Source organism: Prevotella melaninogenica (assembly GCF_003609775.1).
Taxonomy (GTDB): Bacteria; Bacteroidota; Bacteroidia; order Bacteroidales; family Bacteroidaceae; genus Prevotella; species Prevotella melaninogenica_A.
In genome coordinates this window covers 1196301-1216860 of the sequence record NZ_AP018049.1, presented here as the reverse complement: position 1 = coordinate 1216860, position 20560 = coordinate 1196301, and the positions used below count along the sequence as shown (strand labels likewise).

Here is a 20560-nt window from a genome sequence, read left to right as displayed (position 1 = left end):
ACCTTTTAAAATCAACATTATGAGTGAAATCAGAAATCTTAAGCCAGAAGGCCTTTGGAGAAACTTTGATGATCTGACACAGGTTCCACGTCCTTCTGGATTGCCAGAGAAAGTTCAGAAATTCTTGTTAGACTTTGCAGCAAGGGTAGGTGTTGAATCATACGTAGATGCTGGTGGCAATGTTGTAATGCGCAAGCCTGCTACACCGGGATTTGAAAACCGTAAGACAGTTCTGTTGCAGGCGCACATGGACATGGTTCCACAGAAGGCTCCAGATAGTAATCATAACTTTGAGACTGATCCAATCGTGACACATATTGTGGATGGATGGGTATATGCGAATAATACAACCCTTGGTGCTGACGATGGTATCGGCGTTGCTGCTATCATGGCTATCATGGAGGATAAGACGTTGAAGCACGGTGTTGTAGAGGCGTTGATTACTCGTGATGAGGAGACTGGTATGTATGGTGTCAACGAGATGCCAAGCGGTGAGTTGCAGAGTGATATCCTTATGAATCTTGACTCTGAGTCATGGGGTAAGTTTGTGATTGGTTCTGCAGGTGGTGTTGACATTACTTCTACCTTAGAGTATAAGGAAGTTGAGAACGATGAGGAAGCTGCTGTTAAGGTAACTTTGAAGGGTTTCCGTGGTGGTCACTCTGGTCTCGAAATCAATGAGGGACGTGCTAATGCTAATAAGGAGATGGTTCGTTTCGTTCGTAATGCTGTTACCGAACTCGATGCACGCTTAGCTTGTTGGGAAGGTGGTAATATGCGTAATGCTATTCCATTCAAGGCAGAGGTTGTTTTGGCTTTGCCACAGGAGAATGTAGCTGCTTTGAAGGAAATGGTTGCTCGCCAGAAGGCACTTATCGAAGATGAGTTTAAGGGTATTGAGCCAAATGTTGAGTTCTTCGTAGAGGATGTTGAGAAGCCAGCTACACTCGTTCCTGTCGATATTCAGGACAACCTTATTGATGCTATCTACGCTTGTCACAATGGTGTTTTGCGTATGATTCCATCTTATCCAAACGTTGTTGAGACTTCGTCAAACCTTGCAATTATACATATTGAGCCAACTAAGGCAACGATTATGATTCTTGCTCGTTCAAGCCGTGAGGACATGAGAGATTATATCTCTACTCAGTTGGAAAGCTGCTTCAATATGGCTGGTATGAAGACAGTCTTCAGTGGTCAATATGGTGGTTGGGATCCAAATCCTGATAGTGAAATCCTTAACCTCTTGAAGAAGGTTTATAAGGAGCAGAATGGTGTAGAGGGTATTGTGCAGGTAGACCACGCTGGTCTTGAATGTTCAGTCATTCTCGGTAAGTATCCAGGTATGGATGTTGTTAGTCTTGGCCCAACTCTCCGCAGTCCACATACAGCGAAGGAGCGTCTTGAGATAGCAACTGTTGAGCCATTCTGGAAGCTACTCGTTCAGACTTTAGAGGAGATTCCTGTTAAGTAGAGCCGATGAGGCTGTGACAAACAGATGAATAGAGGATAAATAAAAGAATAGATAATGGAACTGTTTTCCGTCTTTTTATATGAAGATGGGAAGCAGTTCTTTTTTTATCTATATTATTTAAGGTATAAACTTGCAATGTTAAACTTTTTATTTACTTTTGTGGGTAAATAAAAAAAAACAGATTTGTTACTAATTATAAAAAAGAAATACGATGAGAAAAAATAGAAATACAAAGTCTTTTAAAGCTTTGTTACTTATCGCTTTGGGCATGGGTCTTCTGTCTGCTTGTTGTGCACCGGGAGTTCGGAAAGCCCCTGCAGTAGCTCCTGTTGAGGATACATCTGCTGTTCAAGAGGATAAAACCTTGAAGAAGGAAGATATCTCTAACGAGAATGTGATGATAGATACAGTCTATGGAGACTGGCATGTTCGAGTTGACACTGTTGGTAGTAAGACTAAGGTGAAGAATTCTGATGAGTTTGTAAATAAGTTGGTCGTAACGATTTCAAAGGATGGTAAAGTTTTGTTTGATAAGAAAGTCTTTACACGAGAAGATATTTGGAAAGGTGCGGACGAGGAATTTCAGGTTTATGCTGCTTTAGTTCCCGACATAACTAACACTTCTGTTTATTTGCCTGTATCTATCTGTTATCCAGAAACGGATGATGGTTTTACATTCTTGTTGGCGTTGTCTAAAGATGGGAGTAGTAAAGTCTATCCTGTTCCTATGGCATGGGATGAGTCAGATATAGTAACAGATTTTTATGTAAAGTACATTCATGAGTGTCAGCAGAAGCCTGTAGATAAGGCTTCACTATTGAAACTTGCCCGAGATTATGGCTCTCCTAAGTTTGTGGAACAGCTGACAAAGGAAGGGACACAGATTGTCTTTCCTGCAAAGGTGCTTGCTCGAAAGAATATGAAAGTCGTTCCAGAAGCTGAACTTTTGAAGGATGGATGTCAGGTAAGATTCTCTACTTCATACGATAATACCCAGCCTTTTGATTCAATACGTGTTGTGTTGAAGGAGCGTAAGGTCAAGAATTTAATTTTTTATGACTATATGATTGATAAGGTGAATCACTAATTTCTCAGTGTTTGTAAGCACAAAGCAGGGGCGCACGCTACGTACGCCCCTGCTTTTGTTTTATTGGAATCGCAGTTAGAAAGCCCAACCAAAGGCAACGTATGGTCGGAAGTTCACTTTTTTGCTGGCGTCTTTAGAGAAAGTAAAGGCTGGCGTGATACCTGCACGGAACAAGAAACCATTGTTTGACACGTGACGGTAACCGATGTTTCCAAAGAAGTAATAGTCGAAAGTATTACGACTTTCTTCGTAGGCAAGCAATGTCTGGGTGCCATTATCTGTTTTGTATTCACTGATTACATGCTTCTGCTGCTCAGCTGTCAAAGAAGAAGCTGGGCCATTTACAACCTCTCCCCTTGTTTCGTGTACGTTATATATACCCAAGCCAGTACCTAAGCCGAGCTCAAGATTATTCTTCTGACGGCCCACGAGATAGTTTACTTCAAGTGGTACGACATAGCCACGAACGTTAGATCCCTGTCCAAATAAGCCGGAATTTTTTCCATAAGCAAAGCTCAAACCCGCTCTCCAACCAAAGCGTGTGTGGTCGTTGAAACGTGCGTCGTAGTTAATACCTGCAAGGTTTGACGGACCCAATAACTCCAAGTAAACGGCCTTGTTCTTTTCCAATCCATTAGATTCCTGTGCCATAGCTGCTGTGTGCAAGCCAAGAAACAGTGCAAAAATTAGTAATTTCTTCATTCTTTTAGTTATATATGATTATTTGTTACAAAGGTATAAAAAAACTAACAACAACAAGCAATATGCTGAAGTTTTATAGCAATGGGATAAGTATATGAACGTTGTGTGAGTTTTTATAGATGTAAAGGGAGTCGGATTAAGATGTTTATATTCGTGTGTTTTGTAATAATATTTCACACTCTCTATTTTTATTGATGCTTAATTGGCTTCTAAAAGATGCTCTTTTAGCTTGCAAAAGGTGCCCTTTTGAAGTCTTACTAACGCCCTTTTGAAGTCTAATTAGGCATCTTTTAAAATGGTATTTTGTAATCGGTTGATTTATTGGAAGTTATAGATGTGTGTGAAAAGGGGTATTTCTGTCCTTTTCAGACAATATAACACGAGAATTTTGTAATAATATTTCGCGGGCTTTACGTAGTAGTAGAATATGCTTTTAAGTTAAGATAATGAGCTGTTTTTATATAAGAATGCACGGCTCCTACATCCGTTCCTAATAGTTATTAGCGGAGTATGAGTCGTGCATTCCTATATTTTTACAATAGCATTTGTTGCAATGTCAGTAGGATATAGCTTTTGTTATGCTGTCTATTAGTTCGTTTTAACCTATCAGACAACGATTTTAGAATGTTTCATCCTCATCATCGTCCTCATCAAAACCAAATAGGGCAGGGTCGACAAAGGCATCCATCTGACGGCGGTCCTTCTTTGTTGGGCGTCCTGTACCACGTGCTCTGTCAACGAAACCACTGATTCGGCTCATCTCTAAGAGTTCATACTGCTTAGCATCAGTCACATTCTCATAGACTTCAGGGATGAGTTTTGCACCAACACGCTGTTCAATCGGTTTGAGAACCTTGAACGAATAGGTGATTGGCGACTTCTTAACACTCACCACTTCGCCCGCCTTGATGGTGTGAGAAGGTTTTACGTTGATACCTTTTATCGTGACACGACCATTCTTGCAGGCGTCTGCAGCAATGGAGCGGGTCTTATAGATGCGGGCAGCCCATAGCCATTTGTCAATTCTTGCAATATCGTTCATAGTCTCATAATGTGTTAAAGAGGATGTGCGATTACTTCTTACCGAGTTTGTTAAACTGGTTCATCGTAATGTCGATACCAGCAAGTGCAAAACTCTTGATGATGTCTACGGCTAAGTCGATAGCTGGTTGAAGTTCTTTTATCTCCTCGTCAGAGTAGCGACCCAATACCCAGTCGACTTGTCCGCCACGTGGATAGTCATTACCAACACCCATACGTAGACGTGCATAGTTCTGTCCGATGAGTTGCTGGATATGGCCAAGTCCGTTGTGACCACCATTTGATCCATTTCCTTTCAAGCGGAAAGCACCTAATGGAAGGGCAACATCATCAGAGATAACCAAGAGTCGGCTTTGGTCGATATTCTCCTTGTTAAGCCAGTAACGCACGGCATTTCCTGATAGATTCATGAATGTCGTAGGCTTCAGAAGAATAATCTTGCGGCCCTTGATCGTTGTCTCTGCAACGAAGCCATAACGCTTATCCTCAAAAACAATATTGGACGCTTTAGCGAAAGCGTCCAATACCATAAATCCTGTATTGTGTCTGGTTCCCTCGTATTCATAGCCAGGGTTACCCAATCCACAAATCAAATACTTGTCCAATTCTTATATTGAATTAATTGGTTCCGTTATGATTACTGAGCAGCAGCAGCAGCCTGCGCAGCCTGGATAGAGTTACGTGTAGCCTTGATAGAGCAAACTACAACCTCCTTTGGAGTTACCAACTCAAGACCCTCGAAGCTCAACTCACCAACCTTGATACTCTTACCAAGACGAAGCTCAGTAACATTGATATCGAGGTGCTCAGGAATCTGAGTGTAAGGAGCCTTAACGTTAATCTTACGGATAGACATGTTCATACGACCACCATCGCGAACACCCTGTGCCAAGCCAACGAGCTTAACAGGTACACCCATAACGATTGGCTTCTGCTCGTTAACCTCATAGAAGTCTACGTGAAGAAGAGCGTCTGTTACTGGGTGGAACTGGAGCTCCTTAAGAACTGCCTTGCGAGCCTCACCATCGATAACCAAGTCAACAACGTAGATGTGTGGAGTGTAAACCAACTTACGTAACTCTGACATAGGAGCTGTGAATGAGAATGCTACTGGCTTGCCATCCTGCTGTGCCTCACCATAGAGGTTACATGGAATCAAACCCTCCTTACGGAGCTGCTTAGAAGCTTTCTTTCCAAGGTCTGTACGCTTCTGACCTGTTACTTTAATTTGTTTCATAATTTTGTGTTACTCTAAATTAATATGAACTTTAATTCGCCATCACACACTGAGAGACTAAGGAATTGGAAATCTAATGAATATCACAACTTTCAATCCTCAATTTGCAAAAAGCCCTGCAAAGTTACTTCTTTTCAATGGATTGAGCAAGTATTCTCTTAAAAAACATAGAAAAAGATATTAATGCTTGCACGTACGAAGGAATTTTCCTACATTTGCAAAATAAAGTATTCAATACGAAACACAATCTTTTAGAACAGACAATGATCAATAGGGAATTAATAAGAATTAAGATTGTCCAGTTAACCTATGCATACTATCAGAACGGTAACAGGAATATGGACAATGCTGAGAAGGAACTTCTTTTCAGCTTGGCGAAAGCGTATGACCTCTACAATTACCTCTTGGCCTTAATCGTATCAATCACGCAAGAGGAGCGCCATCGCGTGGAGATTGCTGCAACTCGTGCTAATCGTGAAGGGACAGAGACTCCCTCGGCTCGTTTTGCAAACAATAAGTTCGCTGTTCAGTTGGAGGAAAACAAGCAGCTAAATCTTTTCATGGAATCACAGAAACGTCGTTGGGAAGATGATATGGAGGCTGTGCGTAAACTCTGTGATCAGATAGAACAAAGCACTATCTACCAAGAATACATGGCGAGTGATGATGATTCATACGAGGCAGACCGTGAGGTGTGGCGTAAGATTTATCGTACACTCATACAAGAGAATCCTGAATTGGATGCTATCTTGGAGGAGAAGAGTCTTTATTGGAATGATGACAAGGAGGTTGTTGATACCTTCGTTATCAAGACTATCAAACGATTCGACCCTGCTAACGGTGCTGATCAGGAACTTCTGCCAGAATATCGTGACGAGGAGGACCGTGATTTTGCGCTCAAACTCTTCCGCTCAACAATCCTTAATGCTGATGACTATCAGCGTTATATGAGTGAGTCAAGCCGCAACTGGGACTTCTCTCGTTTAGCTTATATGGATGTTGTCATCATGCAGATAGCTATTGCTGAGATGCTTACATTCCCTAATATCCCAGTAACGGTAACTATCAATGAGTATGTTGACTTGGCTAAGTTGTATAGTACACCGAGAAGTGGTGGATATATCAACGGTATGTTGGATACGATTGCACGTCATCTCATACAGATTGGTAAGATGATGAAGACAATGCCAGAGCCTCGTCAACAGCGTCCTCGTAATGAACGCCAAGACGAAAGAGCACCTCGTCGTGAGGGACGTCGCCCAACGATTGCGCAGACTTCTGCTCAGCGTGTGGCTTATCGTCAGCAACAAGCGACTAATCAAGCGGAGAATAAGGAATAAAGATATAGGTAAGAAGCCTTTAAGAGGCGTAATGAAAAAGGCTTGTTAAGCGTTATAACGATAAGTGATTATAAAAGCCTTTTGAAAGGTATATTTGCTTATAGCCTCCTATTCACGCTCATAAATTAAGAACATAATAACTGATAAATAATGAATACAACATTTATCCTCGCAGCACAGGCTGCAGGTCAGGGCAGCCCAATGCCTATGATTATCATGATGGTAGCTATCTTTGCCATCATGTGGTTTTTCATGATTCGTCCACAGCAGAAGAAGCAGAAGGAGATTCGTGCTTTCCAGAATGCCCTCTCAGCAGGTGATTCTGTTGTTACTGGTGGTGGAATCTATGGAACAGTTAAGCATATCGATATGACAACCAATAAGGTTGAAGTTGAGATTGCACGTGGTGTTGTTATCACTGTGGATAAGAACTACGTATTTGCAAACGTACAGGCTTCTCAGCAAGGTCAGACTAAGTAAATCTTATTGATAGAAAAGAAGGAAAGCATTTGATGAAAACAAGCAAATCGCTTCATACATTCAGTACCTTCAGGAACTTCTTGTTGAGGATATTCAACAAGGAGTTTCTGATTTTTTTGTTTTTCTTGGTATTGAGTGGAGGGTTCTGGTTGATAATGACACTGAACGAAACCTATGAGCGTGAGTTCAGTATACCACTTCGCATGACGGGTGTTCCTCGTAATGTGGTTATTACCAGTGACCTTGATTCTGTTGTCCGCTTTACAGTGCGTGATAAGGGATATATGATTGCGTATTATGCTCTTGACGATACTTTTCGCTCTATCTACGTTGATTACAAAACTTACAGTGACGGACGAAGTAAGGGAGATGTACCCATTGCAGACCTTCAACGTCAGATTTACCTTCAACTGTCAAAGAGTTCAAAGATTGCTTCTGTTAAGGCTGGCAAGTTCTCTTTCTCTTTCAACTTCGGGCGTCATAAAAAGGTACCTGTACGCCTTTTGGGAACAGTAACACCCGGTGATAACTATTATCTTGCTCGTGTTGACTTTACTCCAGATAGCGTTCAGGTTTATGCAGCTCGAAACGTGTTGGATAGTATTCAAACAGTCTATACAGAGCGACAGCAGATTACCAACTTTACAGATGTCAAGGAGTTGACAGTAGACCTACGTAAGTTTACGAATGCCAAGTGTGTTCCTTCCAGAGTGAAGATGAAACTCTATCCAGACGTACTTACTGAGGAGACTGTTGAGGTTCCTATTGAAGCTATCAATATGCCTGACAATAAGGTGATGCGTACCTTTCCAAGCAAGGTAAAAGTGAAGTTTGTGGTAGGTGCCTATCGTATGCGTTCGATGCCAAAGAATGCGGAGACAAAGGAACTTCTCCCTATAGGCTTCCGTGTTGTAGTCAACTACGAAGAGATAGAGAAGAGTAATAAGGAAAAATGTCCTGTCTATGTGATTAGTTCTCCTAATGGTGTACGCAACGTACGCCCCGAAGTAAACATGGTTGATTATCTCATAGAGCAGCGATGATAGTAGCGTTGACTGGTGGTATTGGCAGTGGAAAGTCTTACGTCTGTAAGCTTCTTGCTGAGCGTGGAATCTCTGTTTACGATTGTGATGCGCACGCAAAGGAATTGATGCGCACCTCTCAACCACTACAACAAGAACTTTCTGCACTTGTCGGTGAGGATGTCTTCCGTGATGGTGTCTTACAGAAAGCCATTCTTGCTGCCTATCTCCTACAGAGTGAGGCACATGTGCAAGCTGTCAATGCTGTGATACATCCTGCTGTAGCTCATGATTTTGAGCAGTCGGATCAATCTTGGCTTGAGAGTGCAATACTCTTTGATAGTGGTTTTGACAAGCGTACTCATATAGATAAGGTAGTATGCGTTACGGCTCCAGAAGAAGTACGTATTAGTCGTGTGATGGCACGTGATGGTATTAGTAAGGAAAAGACCCTTGAGTGGATGGCGTGTCAACTACCGCAAGAGGAAGTATTAAGACGTAGTGATTATGAAATCATCAACGATGGTATACGCCCTCTCGCTCCGCAGGTAGACCATTTGCTTTCCGTTATTTCAGAATAATTAAATTATAAACAAGAATAGATTAAAATGTTACAGACAATCCTTTCAATCGCAGGTAAGCCAGGTCTTTATAAGCTGGTAAGCCGTGGTAAAATGAATCTTATTGTTGAGTCGCTTGATGAAACTCACAAGCGTCAGCCTGCATTCGGCACAGACCGTGTGACGAGTCTTGCTGATATTGCAATGTTCACTGAGTCTGATGATGTTCCATTGGGTGAGGTGTTGGCAAAGTTGCGTGACAAGGAAGAGGGCAAGGTGGCTTCTCTGAACTGGCGTAAGGCTTCAGCTAAAGAGTTGCAGAACTACTTTGCAGAGGTTCTTCCTGACTTCGACCGTGACCGTGTACATACAAGCGATATCAAGAAACTCCTTCAGTGGTATGAAATCCTCGTTAAGGCTGGTATTACCAACTTCGAAGAGGATATGAAGCCAACAGAGGGTGATAACATTGATGACAGATTGTAAAATCACTTTCAAGTCAGAAAACAAAGCAATAAAAGCACTGTGAGTTTGCTCACAGTGCTTTTATCATTTCTATTCTTAGGGCAATCAATTGTTAACTAAAAGCGTTTTGCATAATTCCCACGGAAATACCAGTCTGGAGTGTCAAGGTATTTAATCTGTGGATTAATACTGAACCATTGGTTAAAAATCTCAATTTCTTGTGCTGGTGTATAGCCTTGTGCAAGTAGGTAGACAGCCTCTCCTTTCTTGTTGACGGCTTTGTCTACAACAATGACAGTATGTCCGGGGTGGCCTCCATTGATAATCATATCGCCAACCTGCAGTTCTTTGTCTGTAATAGTAGTTAACTCCTTCTCAAGTGAGGCTGTTCCTGCATACGTGAAGACGAGATTTAAATACTTACGGAATGTCTTGTAAGAATAGTCTGCTGCTGTGTCCTTGCTATACCAGCACCGCCATGTCTTCTTGTCAATGTGTATGCGTTCACCTTTTGCCCAACGAGCGTAATCTGCTCGAAAACCATTGGTAAAGTTGAAGTGAATCTTGTCATACTGCTTTGTCTGCCAAAGCCATAAGGCTCTGAGGTAGATAACAGCGTCGGCACACTGCTCTGCTTCTCCATGGCCAAAGTCAATGTCTACGACCGCACCAGCATAATTTCGCCGTTTGATGCTACCATTATAATAATGTAAGTCGCTCCCAGCAGGCTTTAGGGGTAAATTCCGTAGGAATGAACCGAACGTTCCCTCTGTCAGCTTTACTTTTTCGTAGCCGGGGGGAGGTGCTAAACGTTGTTGTTTGGCAGTGTGCGGTTGTTCAACAACAGCTTTCTTTGTGGGCTGCTGCGGCTGTCCGTTGCTCTTCCCTGTACAAGAGAGAAGGAATGCAGCTAATATTATGGGGATTGTATGGCTTGTCTTAATCATTTCTCAATATGGTTTTTATTGTTTTCAACTGCAAATATACTTATAATTTGCAAACTTGTCAAATCGTTGTTCTTAAAAGCTGTTTATGTGTTCTCTTGTTTTAATCCGAAATAATGTGTCTTTTCACTATTCTTTTTAGTTGCTTTGATGCAGTCATACCTTGCTTTTTTAACGGCAAAAGGTCATCTATATAGATTTATTTTCACGAGTGAAAATATTTATTTACGTGAAAGTAAATATTTATTTTCATGAATAAAATATTTTTTTTTCATGAAAATAAATTGCGAGGAGGTTCCTACTATTAGAAAAGGATTGCCTATTAAGGCTTATTTTCTTGTACTTTTAGAGCCTAATAGATGGTAGAAGGAAGTAGGTGAAGGTGGCTTGTAGAAACGAAAAAGCCCCCAAACATATTCTGTCTGGGGGCACATTCATCAATAACTAATCCATTTCATCAAAGTTCCTCAGCTTATAGCATCAGAATAAAAACCTTTCATCAGGGGGATAGAAGGCGTTTAGCCTACTGTAATCTGGCGTGCAATCTTCTGCTCCTCAACTTGAATCTTAGGCAAGGTAATGGTAAGCACTCCATTTGCTACACGTGCAGCGATAGCGTCCTTCTGAACATCATCTGGTAAAATCAGTGTCTGCTCATACTTGCTGTATGCGAACTCGCGACGGAGGTAGTGAGCCTTCTGCTCGTTCTCCTCAGCTTTCTTTTCCAACTTGATGGTCAAATCGCCATCGCTGTTGATATTCACATCGAAGTCCTCCTTGCTCAGGCCCGGTGCTGCAAGCTCTACTATATAATCCTTTTCAGACTCCAGTACATTGATAGCTGGTGCGGTTGGATTTGCCTTAGGCATATTTGCTGTGTTCAAAAAATCATTGAAAACCTCTGGTAACCATGAATTTCTATACATAATTTTATCTCCTTTACTTTAATTTGTTTGTTAATGTTTTGTACTGACTAATATGCAAGGAGCATACCATTTGGTATTTTGTGTCATTTTGTCTGTTCTATCTGACAATTTGACCGATGAACCATATTAGGCCTATTGGGGTAATAAGCCTAATAAAACTATCTTTTGATTATAATTAATGTGTGATTATACACTTTTTCGTTCGATGTGAAACTTTTGTGTACTTAAAATGAAATAAAATGTAATTTTGACTTGCTTTTTATGTCTATATTTTTTATATTTGCGGTATGTTAATCAAAATTTAGACGCCAATGAAGAATTTTTACTTATCTGCAAAGCTGTTTGTAAGCCTTTGTTTAGCTGGTTTTACAAATACAGCGTACGCTCAAAATGAAGCACCTCGAGTAGTTATACCTTTTGATCAGGCTACTGAGAAGGCTACGGTAGAGTTGTTAGAGGATCCTTTTTTCTATTCATTTAATGATGGTAAGCCTACGCATTGGGCTACAGCAGGAACTGTTACGCAGTTGAAAGCTGGTGATCGATACAGTAGTGATACTGGTTTCGGTGTTGGTATTGAGACAGCTGCCAATGTTGAGGGATACCTTAAGCAGGTGATTGACCTTAATCGTGCGGGAAAGGAGGTAGTGCAAGGCGATGAGTTGGAATGCCTTGTACATTATAGTACAATAGAGAGTAAGCGGTTAGAAGGTCCATTCCGTCTTGCTTTGCGCTGGTTGGATGTAGCTGGCAACGAACTTGTCTCTACAGAAAAAGACTTTATCAATAATCCTGACATCTACTTTGGACGTATGAAAGCATACGGAGATTTGAAGTTTCGTACGGTTTGTCCAGCAGGAGCAGTGAAGTTAGAGTTTACTCTTTTGGTAGCTCCAGGAAGTCTGGTTCGCATGGACGATTTCAGTGTGTTACGTTTGGCAGACAAGGATAAGACGCCGCTTGTAGCCATTCTTCCACAGTATCGTACGATGATGGGTGAGGTAGGGCAGCCTACAACCTTCCCTATCGCATTACAGGGTATGCATCTTAGTGCTGATCAGACACCAAACTTTGGGGGTACTATGTCTTCTTCTGTAATGAAGTTAGATGTTGAAAAATTACCAAAGAACGGAACTGTTAAAGCTAATCTGACGATTACCCCACAGGTCGCAGGTGTTTATGTGGGTAGTAATACCTATAAACTCCGCTTCTCAGGTGCCGATGAAGATAACAGTGGATCACTTAATTTGACAGGTTACTTCAAGCGAGCTGGAACAACACCAACGATTACACTAAAGGCAAATCAGCAGGTTCGTGAGATGAAAGCAGCGCCTGGTAAGACTGATGAACAGCAACTTGACTTTGATATTAAAGATGTTATTACGAATGTAAACCTTGCTTTGAAGCATGATGCAAATTCTCCTTTCCGTATTGACGTGGGGCAGTATTACTATGCGACAAGTTCTGGTAAGCTCTATCACCGTCCTGTAAAGGTGACCTTCGCACCACGTAAAGCAGGGGTATATGAGGCTGAATTAAGAGTCTCAAGTGTCTTGGCAGATACGTTGGTTATCAAACTCAAGGGTGTTTCTGAAGCAGCTACTTCAGCTGATTTAGTTGAGAGTTTCACGGAAAATCGTACGATGGATGGTCGCTTTACAGGTGATGCGTGGAAGGGCTATCATAAGTTTGACTTAGGTTATTGGAAACTTAATGGTAAGTGGAATAGTAAAAGTAATGTTACACTGATAGCAAAGGATACGCTCTATTATGATGAATTGATTGCTAATGGTGTTAATACGCTTCAGTTGACTCCTGCGAGTAGTGCTGCAAAATGTACTGCTGAATATTCTATTGATGGTGGTGGTCACTGGAAATCACTTACAGTAGGTGATGGTGAGGGTAAATATGTTGTAGGTACTCATCGCCCTACACTTGTACGCTTTGTATCTTCAGAGAGTGTAGAAGTTCAGAGTGTTACGATTACTCCAAATACAATAGATGAGCGTGAAGCATTTGATAAGATAGAAGAAGTAATGTTGAAAGATGCAGATAGCGAACCTTTAGCAGTCCTTAATGAAACCTTCTCAGACTTACGTCACACACGTATTCTCGGCTTGAAGGGTTGGCAGAACCTCACTGTTCGTGGTGAACGCCCATTCTATGCATGGAAACAGAAGAATGCTGATCAGTCAGTTGTAGAGAACGAGGTAGCACAGATTTCTTTCTTGAAATATGGCGTTGAGGATAGACGTGAGCATGAAAGCTGGCTCATATCTCCAACTCTATCTTATAAGAATGCGCAAAGTAAGGATTTGACTTTCAGTTTGATGTATCGTAATCAGACTACAAATGGAGAAGAACTATTTGGTTTTTATATCATCACAGAGAAGGATGGTAAGGCTACACCTTACTTCTTAGACATATCTGAATATGTCCCAGCAGGGGTTAAGTTGGAGTCTGATATGTGGTTTGATTATCGTATTGACCTTTCGAAGGTAGAAGGTCTTACTATCGAGGATAAGTTCCACGTGGCATTTTCTTACTATAGTCCAGTGGGAGGTAATGCAACTTCTTTGAACTTTATGCTTGATGATGTAACCTTCGGGCGTACTGATCTTCCTGAATTAAGTGTTGATAATGACTTCATTCAGTTTGTATTCCGTCCAGGACAAGAGATGACACCTCAGCCACTTAATATATATAGTAATCGTACAACGGCACCTGTAACAATTACCTTGGCACCTTCTACTCAGAAGAAGTATTTTAAGCTTTCAAGTGAGAAGTTGCCTCTTGAAGGTGGTGCGCTTGCTGTTGGTTTCAAGAGTAATGACTCAAAGACGCACGCTGCAGCACTGCTTGTCCAGACGCGTGGGGCAGAACCTATCATCGTGAAGCTACTCGCGCAGCCTATCACAGCAGGTATCAGCAATGTTGCTGGTGGTGACGAAGATGCATTGTTACCAGTTGTTAGCGGTTCAGAACTGACCGTTAATGGTAAGTATCAGAAGTATCAGCTTTTCTCAACAGACGGTAGTCTCTTGCAGCAAGGCGGTTATCAGCAGCGTATTGATTTGTCTGGTGTTCAGCCAAAGGTTTTCATCTTGAAGCTTAGCACCGATGAAGGCGTAAAGTCTTTCACCTTAAAGCGTTAAGGACTCAGCTTCTGATACTTTGAGAGTGTGTATCAGAAAACAACAAAAAGAAAGGGGATAGACGTTGATGTCTGTCCCCTTTTATTTTGATTTCTCACTTTGTGTCTCTTGCTTTTTCTGCTTTATTAGGATAAAGGCTTATTCCGTTTCAAGCAGATTTCTTAATACGACCGCATTGTTATGTTCCTCGTCGTGTGCCGCAAAGAGTAGGGTAGCGGTTGGATGTTCCTTGAGGATAGTATGCAGTTCGTCTAAGGCTCCACTTGCAGTTAACTCTGCACGATATCGTTCAGAGAACTCTGCAAACCGTTCGGGGTCATGATCGAACCACTTACGCAGTTCATTACTTGGCGCAACAGATTTCAACCAAAGGTCGATTTGTGCCTTTTCTTTACTAATACCTCGCGGCCATAGTCGGTCAACGAGGATTCGATAACCGTCGGTTTCTTCAACCGGCGCGTAAGCACGTTTGATTTTCATTATCTTATTCCATCATTAATGCTCTTGGGAACATAATCTCGTTTTCTACGTAGATATGCTCAAGGAGATTGTCACGGAACTGACGAAGGTCTGCAAGTGCCTTCACATATTCAGGCTCAGCACCCTCTGGAGCAGTGTAATTATTTGTTAGTTCTGCAATACGCTCATGACGCTCCATCTCGTCACTATGGTCAGCCATCATTGCATTGATAGGATGTTGGATTGTACCACAATGGAAAGGCGCATGCTCTTGTCCGTACTCAGCTGCATTGAAAATATCAAGAATGTAAGGGAAGAGAATGTTCTCCTCCTTCTGACAGTGGAGGTCAAGGTCGGCAACACTGTTGCGGAAGTGATCTACCACACGGTCAAGTTCTGGGTGATTAGCAGCGAGTGAGTTCAGTCTGATAGCAAGTTCCTCACCCTGCTTGCGAATGTAACGATGATGAAACTTCAGTACATAGTCTACAAGTAGGTCGAGGTCCCATGCTTTAAAAGGAATTGTGCTTTGAGAAAATGTTTGTGTCATTGTTATCTTTATTTTATCTTGTTCGTTTTATGTGGGTGCAAAATTAAAAACTATTAAGGAGAAGGTGAGGTAACAAATGTGTCCAAAGCGTGTTAAAACAAGTTAAATTCGTAGTAATAACGAGAATCTTTGTAACTTTGTGACCATGGATAATAATGTGATGAAAGCACTCCGTTCCTGTCCACTTTTTGCAGGAATGAGTGAGATAGAAATAGAACTAACGTTGGGCAACGTTAGCCATCAGCTTGTATCCCTACCTTCGCATGAAGTATATGCCTTGGCAGGAATGCCCTGCAAGTATGTAGATATTGTGGTGAACGGTATTCTCATCTGTCGTATGGCAGCTTTATCAGGCAAGCAAGTTGAGGTAAGTCGATTGCATAGTGGTAATATGGTGGCTCCCGCTTTTATCTTTTCTAAGGATAGGAGTTTGCCTGTTAGTGTAGAAACGGATGGTAAGGTGCAGCTGTTCCGTATGCGTCCAGAGGAGTTGAAACGTCTAATAGATATGGACGAGTCGATTCGTATGAACTATATTCGTATTCTCTCAAATATTGATGTGTTCTTGACACAGAAGATGAAGGTACTTAGTCTGTTTACTGTACGTGAGAAGGTGGCTTATCTTCTGATGGAACGTGCAGGAGAGCAGGGTAGCAATGAGGTACATTTGGAGCGTTCGCGTCAAGAGATAGCAGACTCGTTTGGTATTCAGAAGTTCTCCTTGCTTCGTGTTCTATCAGACTTTGAGAAAGAGGGTGCGATAGAGATTCATGGTCGAACAATCAAGATTCTTGACCGTAGGAAGATGTTGAAATAAAAGTTTTATCTCTCAAGTATATTTTATTTATTCTATATTCTAAGATTTAATGTTACTGAATATTTTATTTATTGTCGTGGGTATAGCCCTCGTTTTATGGGGTGCTGACCGCTTGACAGATGGTGCTGTGGCTGTTGCAGAGAAGATGAAGATGCCACAGATAGTGATAGGATTAACGATTGTTGCGATGGGTACGAGTATGCCAGAGTTCTGTGTAAGTTTTATTTCTGCACTGAAAGGAACATCAGACTTGGCGGTAGGTAATATTGTAGGCTCCAACATCTTTAATGCTTTACTTATAGTTGGTGTGTCGGCATTGGTGGCACCGATGACAATTATGGAAACAACGGTAAGGAAGGATATCCCTTTTGCGCTTGTAGCATCGGCTATGTTGCTAATGATGGGGCTTGATGGAGACATTAGTAGGATTGATGCAGGTATTCTCTTTGCGATGTTCCTCATTTTTATGTATATGACACTTAAAGGAGCTAAGAAGCAAGGAGCAGATGCGGAGGCTACTGTTGAGGCTGAAGGGAAGAAGCCGATGGCTACATGGTTGTCTGTCGTGTGGATTCTCGTCGGATTGCTTTGTTTGATAGGAGGTAGTAACTTGTTTGTGGAGGGTGCTACGACTGTGGCAACAAACCTCGGAGTATCTGAGGCTGTTATTGGTCTGACCATTGTTGCTGGAGGAACTTCTCTTCCAGAGTTGGCAACAAGCGTTGTGTCAGCTCGTAAAGGAAATAGCGGTATTGCCATAGGAAATGCACTTGGTTCTAACGTGTTTAATATCCTTGCGATTCTTGGTATTACGGGCGTGATAACTCCAATGACATTGAATGGAATTACAGCGACCGACCTTTCTATGCTTGTTATTTCAATCATGCTTGTATGGCTCTTCTCCTTTACGAAGTATAAGATTGAACGATGGGAGGGAGCTGTGCTTACGGCAGTGTTTGTTGGTTATATCTACTCCTTACTATAATTTATTCCTTTGCTTTAACTTAGAAGGCTGTTTTCTGAGCTAAAGCAAAGCATAAGATACTTATTATTTTATAAGTAACTACCCATCTATTATAGATGTGTTGATGCCCAGCACGTGTTGTACTAATGGTAAACACGGATAGTGTTTAGCGTTAATTGTCAGGCAAAAGATTGTTATGGTGGAGTCAACTTCTTATTAGTAAAGCGCTGTATAAGCATGATGTAGAAAAGACTTATTGGATAACAATATCCTTAATAGCAAGAAAAAAAGAGCCATATCTGAACTCATGATTAGAGTTAGATATGACTCTTTTTATGTTTATAATGTTGTAAATTCTTGAAGTGACTATGATAAACTTGTCAGCTCCTCGAAAGAGTATAAAAGCATTTTTGTCTTTTTGCTTTTCTCTTATTTCAGCTTCTCAGCCAATACTTCGTGCAATTTATTCTCTCTGAGGTCCATTGCAATAATCTTACCCTGTGGGTCGATGAGGATGTTAGATGGGATGCTGCGGATGCCATAGACTGCTGATGCAGTTGACTCCCAGCCCTTGAGATCTGACATCTGAGGCCAAGTCATACCCAACTTCTCAACAGCTGCTGACCATTGCAACTTCTTGTTGTCGAAGCTAACACCAATAATCTCAAGGCCTTTATCCTTGAAACGATTGTAAGCAGCTACAACGTTTGGCATTTCTGCACGACATGGACCGCACCAGCTTGCCCAGAAGTCAACCAATACATACTTACCTTTACCAACCCAATCGCTAAGCTTTACCTGCTTACCATTGAGGTCTTCCATTGTGAGGTCCTTATACATAGAACCAGGCTGACGCAACTTGTAAGACTCAAATAACTGTTTTGGCTTTGTCATCTCAGGCTCATTATAGTAGCCAGTGTTAGGATCGCAAAGTTCTTTCAACTCATCAAACTCAACGTCATACATAATCTTAGCAACGTATTTCGCAGGGAACTTTGTGTCTTTAAACTTTCTTGCAATCTCTAAGGCTGTAGTCTTCTGTACGTTGTAGAGAGAGTCAGCTTTACCCATAATCTCATTCAACTTAGCCTTTTCCGCATCAGTGAAGGTTGCTGGGTCTTTCTTGCCGAAAGCCTGATAGGCTGACTCAAGTGCTTTGTACTGTGCCTCTATCTGAGACATTTTCTCTTCGTATGGCTTGATGTCCTGCGCATTTGCAGTGAAAACAGCAGTAGCCAGTGCTGTCATTAAAATAATCTTCTTCATATTAATCATTCTTTATGATAAGGCTACAAAAGTAATGATTTTCTGCTTATCACAATGGTAAATTATGGTTTTTTATACGTTTGCGACCTTTTTATGTGTAATTTGGAAGGTTGAAAATGTCATGAACTTACATGCTGTGGCGACTTTGTGTGGTTATAATAAGTGAATTTTCATAAATATAAACATTATGCGTTAATATCTGTCTTAAAAGGTTTTATCTATAAAAGTATTACAAATATATTCAAAATACAAGTTGTATTCAGTGTCTTATATTGAATTTTTATTAATAAAACGTGCTCTTTTGTATTCTTTTTTGCATAAAGTGTTATTTTTGCACAGCTGAATTAGAGAGATAGACTTATCAGCTAAAAAAACTATTACATTATATAAAACTTTATGGTTAAACATTTACACTCAGTCCTGACACTCGTGTTAGGATTCTTTTCTGTGGCTGCGTCAGCACAAGCACCAGCTACTGTAACAAAACCAGATGATGGTTATTATCGTATTGTAAATGCTCGTCAGCGTACAGATGGCAAGCAGTATGTTTATGTAACTGGTAAAATTGCAGCACAGCCTAATGCCACTAAGGCTGAGGCAACGACATTGCCAGGTACTGTTATTCACCTTAAGACAGAGAATAATAGTAAAAACCCTAATTGGCTCGATGTGACAAAACTTCGTTCACAGGGTGTTGATGTTATTAATGGCTACTTAAATCCAGCTATTGCTCAGGTGAACGAGGCTTTGAAGAATAGACTGAAGGCTCAGCTTGGCACATTTGTAGGAACTGCAGCTTATTACGGCATCAATGCAGAGGTTATTGGCAAGTGGGACCTGAAGATGCACATGCAGCCAGTTACTACCCCTGATGGTCGTTCTGCTTACTATGCTTTTGCAACGGTTCCTTCTATGCAACCAGTTGTAGATTTCTATGATGAGTTTGTTATTAGAGCAAAATTTGGTGCTGGCATTGCAGGACAGATTAAGGCGGCTGTAAGAGGTCTCTCTAATGACTTGTACTTGGCTTTAGAGGCAAAGAATCCTGATAAGGTGTGGGATGCTGTGCAGGTACTTGCTTTGGCAAAGATAGCAACAACTGAATATAATAACACTGAAATCATGGACGTTGTTAGACGTTATTTCGGTGTAGACCGTATTAATCAGGGTCGTACCTACTACCTGATGTCTGGTGCACTCAAGAAGATTGAAAATGGTAGAGCTTATAATCCAAGTGACTTAGCTAATACATCTCATAATGAGTATGATGGTGCACTTCCTAAGTTTGACTTTGTCAATAACAATACTACAGATCAGTGGTTTGGTCCAGAGCTTCCTGTCACTGGAGATGCTGCTATGTGGATCCTTGAAAAGGTTGATGATACAAATTACTTTGGTGTGAAGCCTTCTACTAACATGAGGGGTAGAGATGGTAAATATTATACAACACTCTATGTAGACTTCCCATTTACTATTAAGGGTGACATAGTTGCTTATACAATAGAGGGTGTTAATGCAAAGAATGCTTCTGGTTATTACTTTGCCAAAGTGAAGAAGTTGGCTGGTAAGAACGAAAGAGTTCCTGCTCAGACTCCAGTTGTATTAGAGTGTAGCTCTACTAATCCTGCGGACAATCAATTGTTACCAGTAGGTGAAGAGGTAACTGAGATTAGTGATAATCGTCTCTGTGGAATCTTCTTTGGTGCAAAGCTTGAAGGCTTTGAAGCAAAGGACGGCGCAGGTAAATCACATTTTGTAACACGTGATAACATTCGTGCTTTCAATATCAATACTGCAGATAGCAGAAACCCAATTGGTTTCTATAAGCTGAATAACACTGTGACAACAATCCCAGGTAACAAGGCTTTCCTTGTACTTACCAATGCAGAGGCACAGGCTAAGAGCTTTGTCTTAGAGTTTGAGGACGGTAGTACAACAGGTATTGAGTCTATCGAAAGCTCAAAGAATAGCCCAGAGGATGGCGTTTACTATGACTTGCAGGGTCGTCGTGTAGAGAACCCAACTCGTGGTGTCTATATCGTGAATGGTAAGAAGGTTGTAATTAAGTAAG

General features: G+C 41.3%; 20 protein-coding genes. 11 read left to right on the top strand and 9 right to left on the bottom strand.

What is annotated here, in order from left to right:
* The first annotated feature begins 19 nt into the window (after nucleotides 1-19).
* Nucleotides 20-1474 carry an aminoacyl-histidine dipeptidase gene (locus PMEL_RS05010; protein WP_120174245.1) on the top strand — a complete coding sequence of 485 codons (1455 nt, stop codon included), beginning with the start codon at nucleotides 20-22 and terminating at the stop codon, nucleotides 1472-1474.
* Nucleotides 1475-1685: 211 nt separating this feature from the next.
* The gene (locus PMEL_RS05005; RefSeq protein WP_120174244.1) at nucleotides 1686-2561 is read left to right on the top strand and encodes a hypothetical protein; all 876 of its coding nucleotides are present in this window, start codon (nucleotides 1686-1688) and stop codon (nucleotides 2559-2561) included.
* Between the two features lie 75 nt (nucleotides 2562-2636).
* Here PMEL_RS05005 and PMEL_RS05000 read toward each other — a convergent pair whose 3' ends face one another.
* From PMEL_RS05000 to PMEL_RS04985, 4 genes are all read right to left on the bottom strand, one after another.
* Entirely contained in the window at nucleotides 2637-3263 is a 627-nt protein-coding gene (locus tag PMEL_RS05000) for a hypothetical protein (protein WP_231999365.1), read from the bottom strand.
* A gap of 619 nt (nucleotides 3264-3882) precedes the next feature.
* Nucleotides 3883-4305: an RNA-binding S4 domain-containing protein gene (locus PMEL_RS04995; protein ID WP_004361334.1), complete on the bottom strand. Its 423-nt coding sequence runs from the start codon at nucleotides 4303-4305 to the stop codon at nucleotides 3883-3885.
* Between the two features lie 31 nt (nucleotides 4306-4336).
* Nucleotides 4337-4909: an aminoacyl-tRNA hydrolase gene (gene pth, locus PMEL_RS04990; RefSeq protein ID WP_120174243.1), complete on the bottom strand. Its 573-nt coding sequence runs from the start codon at nucleotides 4907-4909 to the stop codon at nucleotides 4337-4339.
* A gap of 32 nt (nucleotides 4910-4941) precedes the next feature.
* Entirely contained in the window at nucleotides 4942-5541 is a 600-nt protein-coding gene (locus PMEL_RS04985) for a 50S ribosomal protein L25/general stress protein Ctc (RefSeq protein ID WP_120174242.1), read from the bottom strand.
* A gap of 263 nt (nucleotides 5542-5804) precedes the next feature.
* Between PMEL_RS04985 and nusB the strand changes: the two genes are divergently transcribed.
* The 5 genes from nusB to PMEL_RS04960 all read left to right on the top strand — a co-directional run bounded on the left by nusB (nucleotide 5805) and on the right by PMEL_RS04960 (nucleotide 9429).
* Nucleotides 5805-6881: a transcription antitermination factor NusB gene (nusB, locus tag PMEL_RS04980; RefSeq protein ID WP_120174241.1), complete on the top strand. Its 1077-nt coding sequence runs from the start codon at nucleotides 5805-5807 to the stop codon at nucleotides 6879-6881.
* A 150-nt stretch (nucleotides 6882-7031) separates the two neighbouring features.
* Complete coding sequence (yajC, locus tag PMEL_RS04975; RefSeq protein WP_036866112.1) at nucleotides 7032-7361, top strand: preprotein translocase subunit YajC; 330 nt, start codon at nucleotides 7032-7034, stop codon at nucleotides 7359-7361.
* Nucleotides 7362-7393: 32 nt separating this feature from the next.
* Nucleotides 7394-8404, top strand: coding sequence for a CdaR family protein (locus PMEL_RS04970; protein ID WP_120174240.1), 1011 nt, complete (start codon nucleotides 7394-7396; stop codon nucleotides 8402-8404).
* On the top strand, nucleotides 8401-8964 hold the full coding sequence (gene coaE, locus PMEL_RS04965; protein WP_120174239.1) for a dephospho-CoA kinase: 564 nt from the start codon (nucleotides 8401-8403) through the stop codon (nucleotides 8962-8964). The genes PMEL_RS04970 and coaE overlap by 4 nt, the downstream gene beginning before the upstream one ends.
* Before the next feature lie 27 nt (nucleotides 8965-8991).
* The gene (locus PMEL_RS04960; protein WP_120174238.1) at nucleotides 8992-9429 is read left to right on the top strand and encodes a DUF5606 domain-containing protein; all 438 of its coding nucleotides are present in this window, start codon (nucleotides 8992-8994) and stop codon (nucleotides 9427-9429) included.
* Between the two features lie 95 nt (nucleotides 9430-9524).
* Here PMEL_RS04960 and PMEL_RS04955 read toward each other — a convergent pair whose 3' ends face one another.
* Together PMEL_RS04955 and PMEL_RS04950 are read right to left on the bottom strand one after the other, a co-directional pair.
* Complete coding sequence (locus PMEL_RS04955) at nucleotides 9525-10352, bottom strand: DUF4846 domain-containing protein (RefSeq protein WP_120174640.1); 828 nt, start codon at nucleotides 10350-10352, stop codon at nucleotides 9525-9527.
* 518 nt (nucleotides 10353-10870) lie between these two features.
* Nucleotides 10871-11278: an Hsp20/alpha crystallin family protein gene (locus PMEL_RS04950; RefSeq protein ID WP_120174237.1), complete on the bottom strand. Its 408-nt coding sequence runs from the start codon at nucleotides 11276-11278 to the stop codon at nucleotides 10871-10873.
* A 311-nt stretch (nucleotides 11279-11589) separates the two neighbouring features.
* Between PMEL_RS04950 and PMEL_RS04945 the strand changes: the two genes are divergently transcribed.
* Complete coding sequence (locus tag PMEL_RS04945; RefSeq protein WP_120174236.1) at nucleotides 11590-14433, top strand: choice-of-anchor J domain-containing protein; 2844 nt, start codon at nucleotides 11590-11592, stop codon at nucleotides 14431-14433.
* Between the two features lie 138 nt (nucleotides 14434-14571).
* Here the strand turns inward: PMEL_RS04945 and PMEL_RS04940 are convergent, their stop codons facing one another.
* Together PMEL_RS04940 and PMEL_RS04935 are read right to left on the bottom strand one after the other, a co-directional pair.
* Nucleotides 14572-14913: a DUF488 domain-containing protein gene (locus PMEL_RS04940; RefSeq protein WP_120174235.1), complete on the bottom strand. Its 342-nt coding sequence runs from the start codon at nucleotides 14911-14913 to the stop codon at nucleotides 14572-14574.
* A 4-nt stretch (nucleotides 14914-14917) separates the two neighbouring features.
* Nucleotides 14918-15442: a hemerythrin domain-containing protein gene (locus PMEL_RS04935; protein ID WP_120174234.1), complete on the bottom strand. Its 525-nt coding sequence runs from the start codon at nucleotides 15440-15442 to the stop codon at nucleotides 14918-14920.
* Nucleotides 15443-15587: 145 nt separating this feature from the next.
* Between PMEL_RS04935 and PMEL_RS04930 the strand changes: the two genes are divergently transcribed.
* Both PMEL_RS04930 and PMEL_RS04925 read left to right on the top strand, forming a co-directional pair.
* The gene (locus tag PMEL_RS04930) at nucleotides 15588-16259 is read left to right on the top strand and encodes a Crp/Fnr family transcriptional regulator (protein ID WP_120174233.1); all 672 of its coding nucleotides are present in this window, start codon (nucleotides 15588-15590) and stop codon (nucleotides 16257-16259) included.
* Between the two features lie 49 nt (nucleotides 16260-16308).
* On the top strand, nucleotides 16309-17244 hold the full coding sequence (locus tag PMEL_RS04925) for a calcium/sodium antiporter (protein ID WP_120174232.1): 936 nt from the start codon (nucleotides 16309-16311) through the stop codon (nucleotides 17242-17244).
* 408 nt (nucleotides 17245-17652) lie between these two features.
* Here PMEL_RS04925 and PMEL_RS04920 read toward each other — a convergent pair whose 3' ends face one another.
* Nucleotides 17653-18489 (bottom strand): peroxiredoxin family protein, encoded by an 837-nt coding sequence (locus PMEL_RS04920; RefSeq protein WP_120174639.1) that lies wholly within the window; start codon nucleotides 18487-18489, stop codon nucleotides 17653-17655.
* Between the two features lie 396 nt (nucleotides 18490-18885).
* Here PMEL_RS04920 and PMEL_RS04915 point away from each other — a divergent pair, with 396 nt between their 5' ends.
* Complete coding sequence (locus tag PMEL_RS04915; protein WP_120174231.1) at nucleotides 18886-20559, top strand: hypothetical protein; 1674 nt, start codon at nucleotides 18886-18888, stop codon at nucleotides 20557-20559.
* The last annotated feature ends 1 nt before the right edge of the window (nucleotide 20560 follow it).

Excerpts from the sequence above, each read along its gene's own strand:
- PMEL_RS05010 (WP_120174245.1), top strand. The coding sequence starts at position 20 with ATGAGTGAAATCAGAAATCTTAAGCCAGAAGGCCTTTGGAGAAACTTT.
- PMEL_RS05005 (WP_120174244.1), top strand. The coding sequence starts at position 1,686 with ATGAGAAAAAATAGAAATACAAAGTCTTTTAAAGCTTTGTTACTTATC.
- PMEL_RS05000 (WP_231999365.1), bottom strand. The coding sequence starts at position 3,263 with ATGAAGAAATTACTAATTTTTGCACTGTTTCTTGGCTTGCACACAGCA.
- PMEL_RS04995 (WP_004361334.1), bottom strand. The coding sequence starts at position 4,305 with ATGAACGATATTGCAAGAATTGACAAATGGCTATGGGCTGCCCGCATC.
- PMEL_RS04985 (WP_120174242.1), bottom strand. The coding sequence starts at position 5,541 with ATGAAACAAATTAAAGTAACAGGTCAGAAGCGTACAGACCTTGGAAAG.
- nusB (WP_120174241.1), top strand. The coding sequence starts at position 5,805 with ATGATCAATAGGGAATTAATAAGAATTAAGATTGTCCAGTTAACCTAT.
- yajC (WP_036866112.1), top strand. The coding sequence starts at position 7,032 with ATGAATACAACATTTATCCTCGCAGCACAGGCTGCAGGTCAGGGCAGC.
- PMEL_RS04970 (WP_120174240.1), top strand. The coding sequence starts at position 7,394 with ATGAAAACAAGCAAATCGCTTCATACATTCAGTACCTTCAGGAACTTC.
- coaE (WP_120174239.1), top strand. The coding sequence starts at position 8,401 with ATGATAGTAGCGTTGACTGGTGGTATTGGCAGTGGAAAGTCTTACGTC.
- PMEL_RS04960 (WP_120174238.1), top strand. The coding sequence starts at position 8,992 with ATGTTACAGACAATCCTTTCAATCGCAGGTAAGCCAGGTCTTTATAAG.
- PMEL_RS04950 (WP_120174237.1), bottom strand. The coding sequence starts at position 11,278 with ATGTATAGAAATTCATGGTTACCAGAGGTTTTCAATGATTTTTTGAAC.
- PMEL_RS04945 (WP_120174236.1), top strand. The coding sequence starts at position 11,590 with ATGAAGAATTTTTACTTATCTGCAAAGCTGTTTGTAAGCCTTTGTTTA.
- PMEL_RS04940 (WP_120174235.1), bottom strand. The coding sequence starts at position 14,913 with ATGAAAATCAAACGTGCTTACGCGCCGGTTGAAGAAACCGACGGTTAT.
- PMEL_RS04935 (WP_120174234.1), bottom strand. The coding sequence starts at position 15,442 with ATGACACAAACATTTTCTCAAAGCACAATTCCTTTTAAAGCATGGGAC.
- PMEL_RS04930 (WP_120174233.1), top strand. The coding sequence starts at position 15,588 with ATGGATAATAATGTGATGAAAGCACTCCGTTCCTGTCCACTTTTTGCA.
- PMEL_RS04925 (WP_120174232.1), top strand. The coding sequence starts at position 16,309 with ATGTTACTGAATATTTTATTTATTGTCGTGGGTATAGCCCTCGTTTTA.
- PMEL_RS04920 (WP_120174639.1), bottom strand. The coding sequence starts at position 18,489 with ATGAAGAAGATTATTTTAATGACAGCACTGGCTACTGCTGTTTTCACT.
- PMEL_RS04915 (WP_120174231.1), top strand. The coding sequence starts at position 18,886 with ATGGTTAAACATTTACACTCAGTCCTGACACTCGTGTTAGGATTCTTT.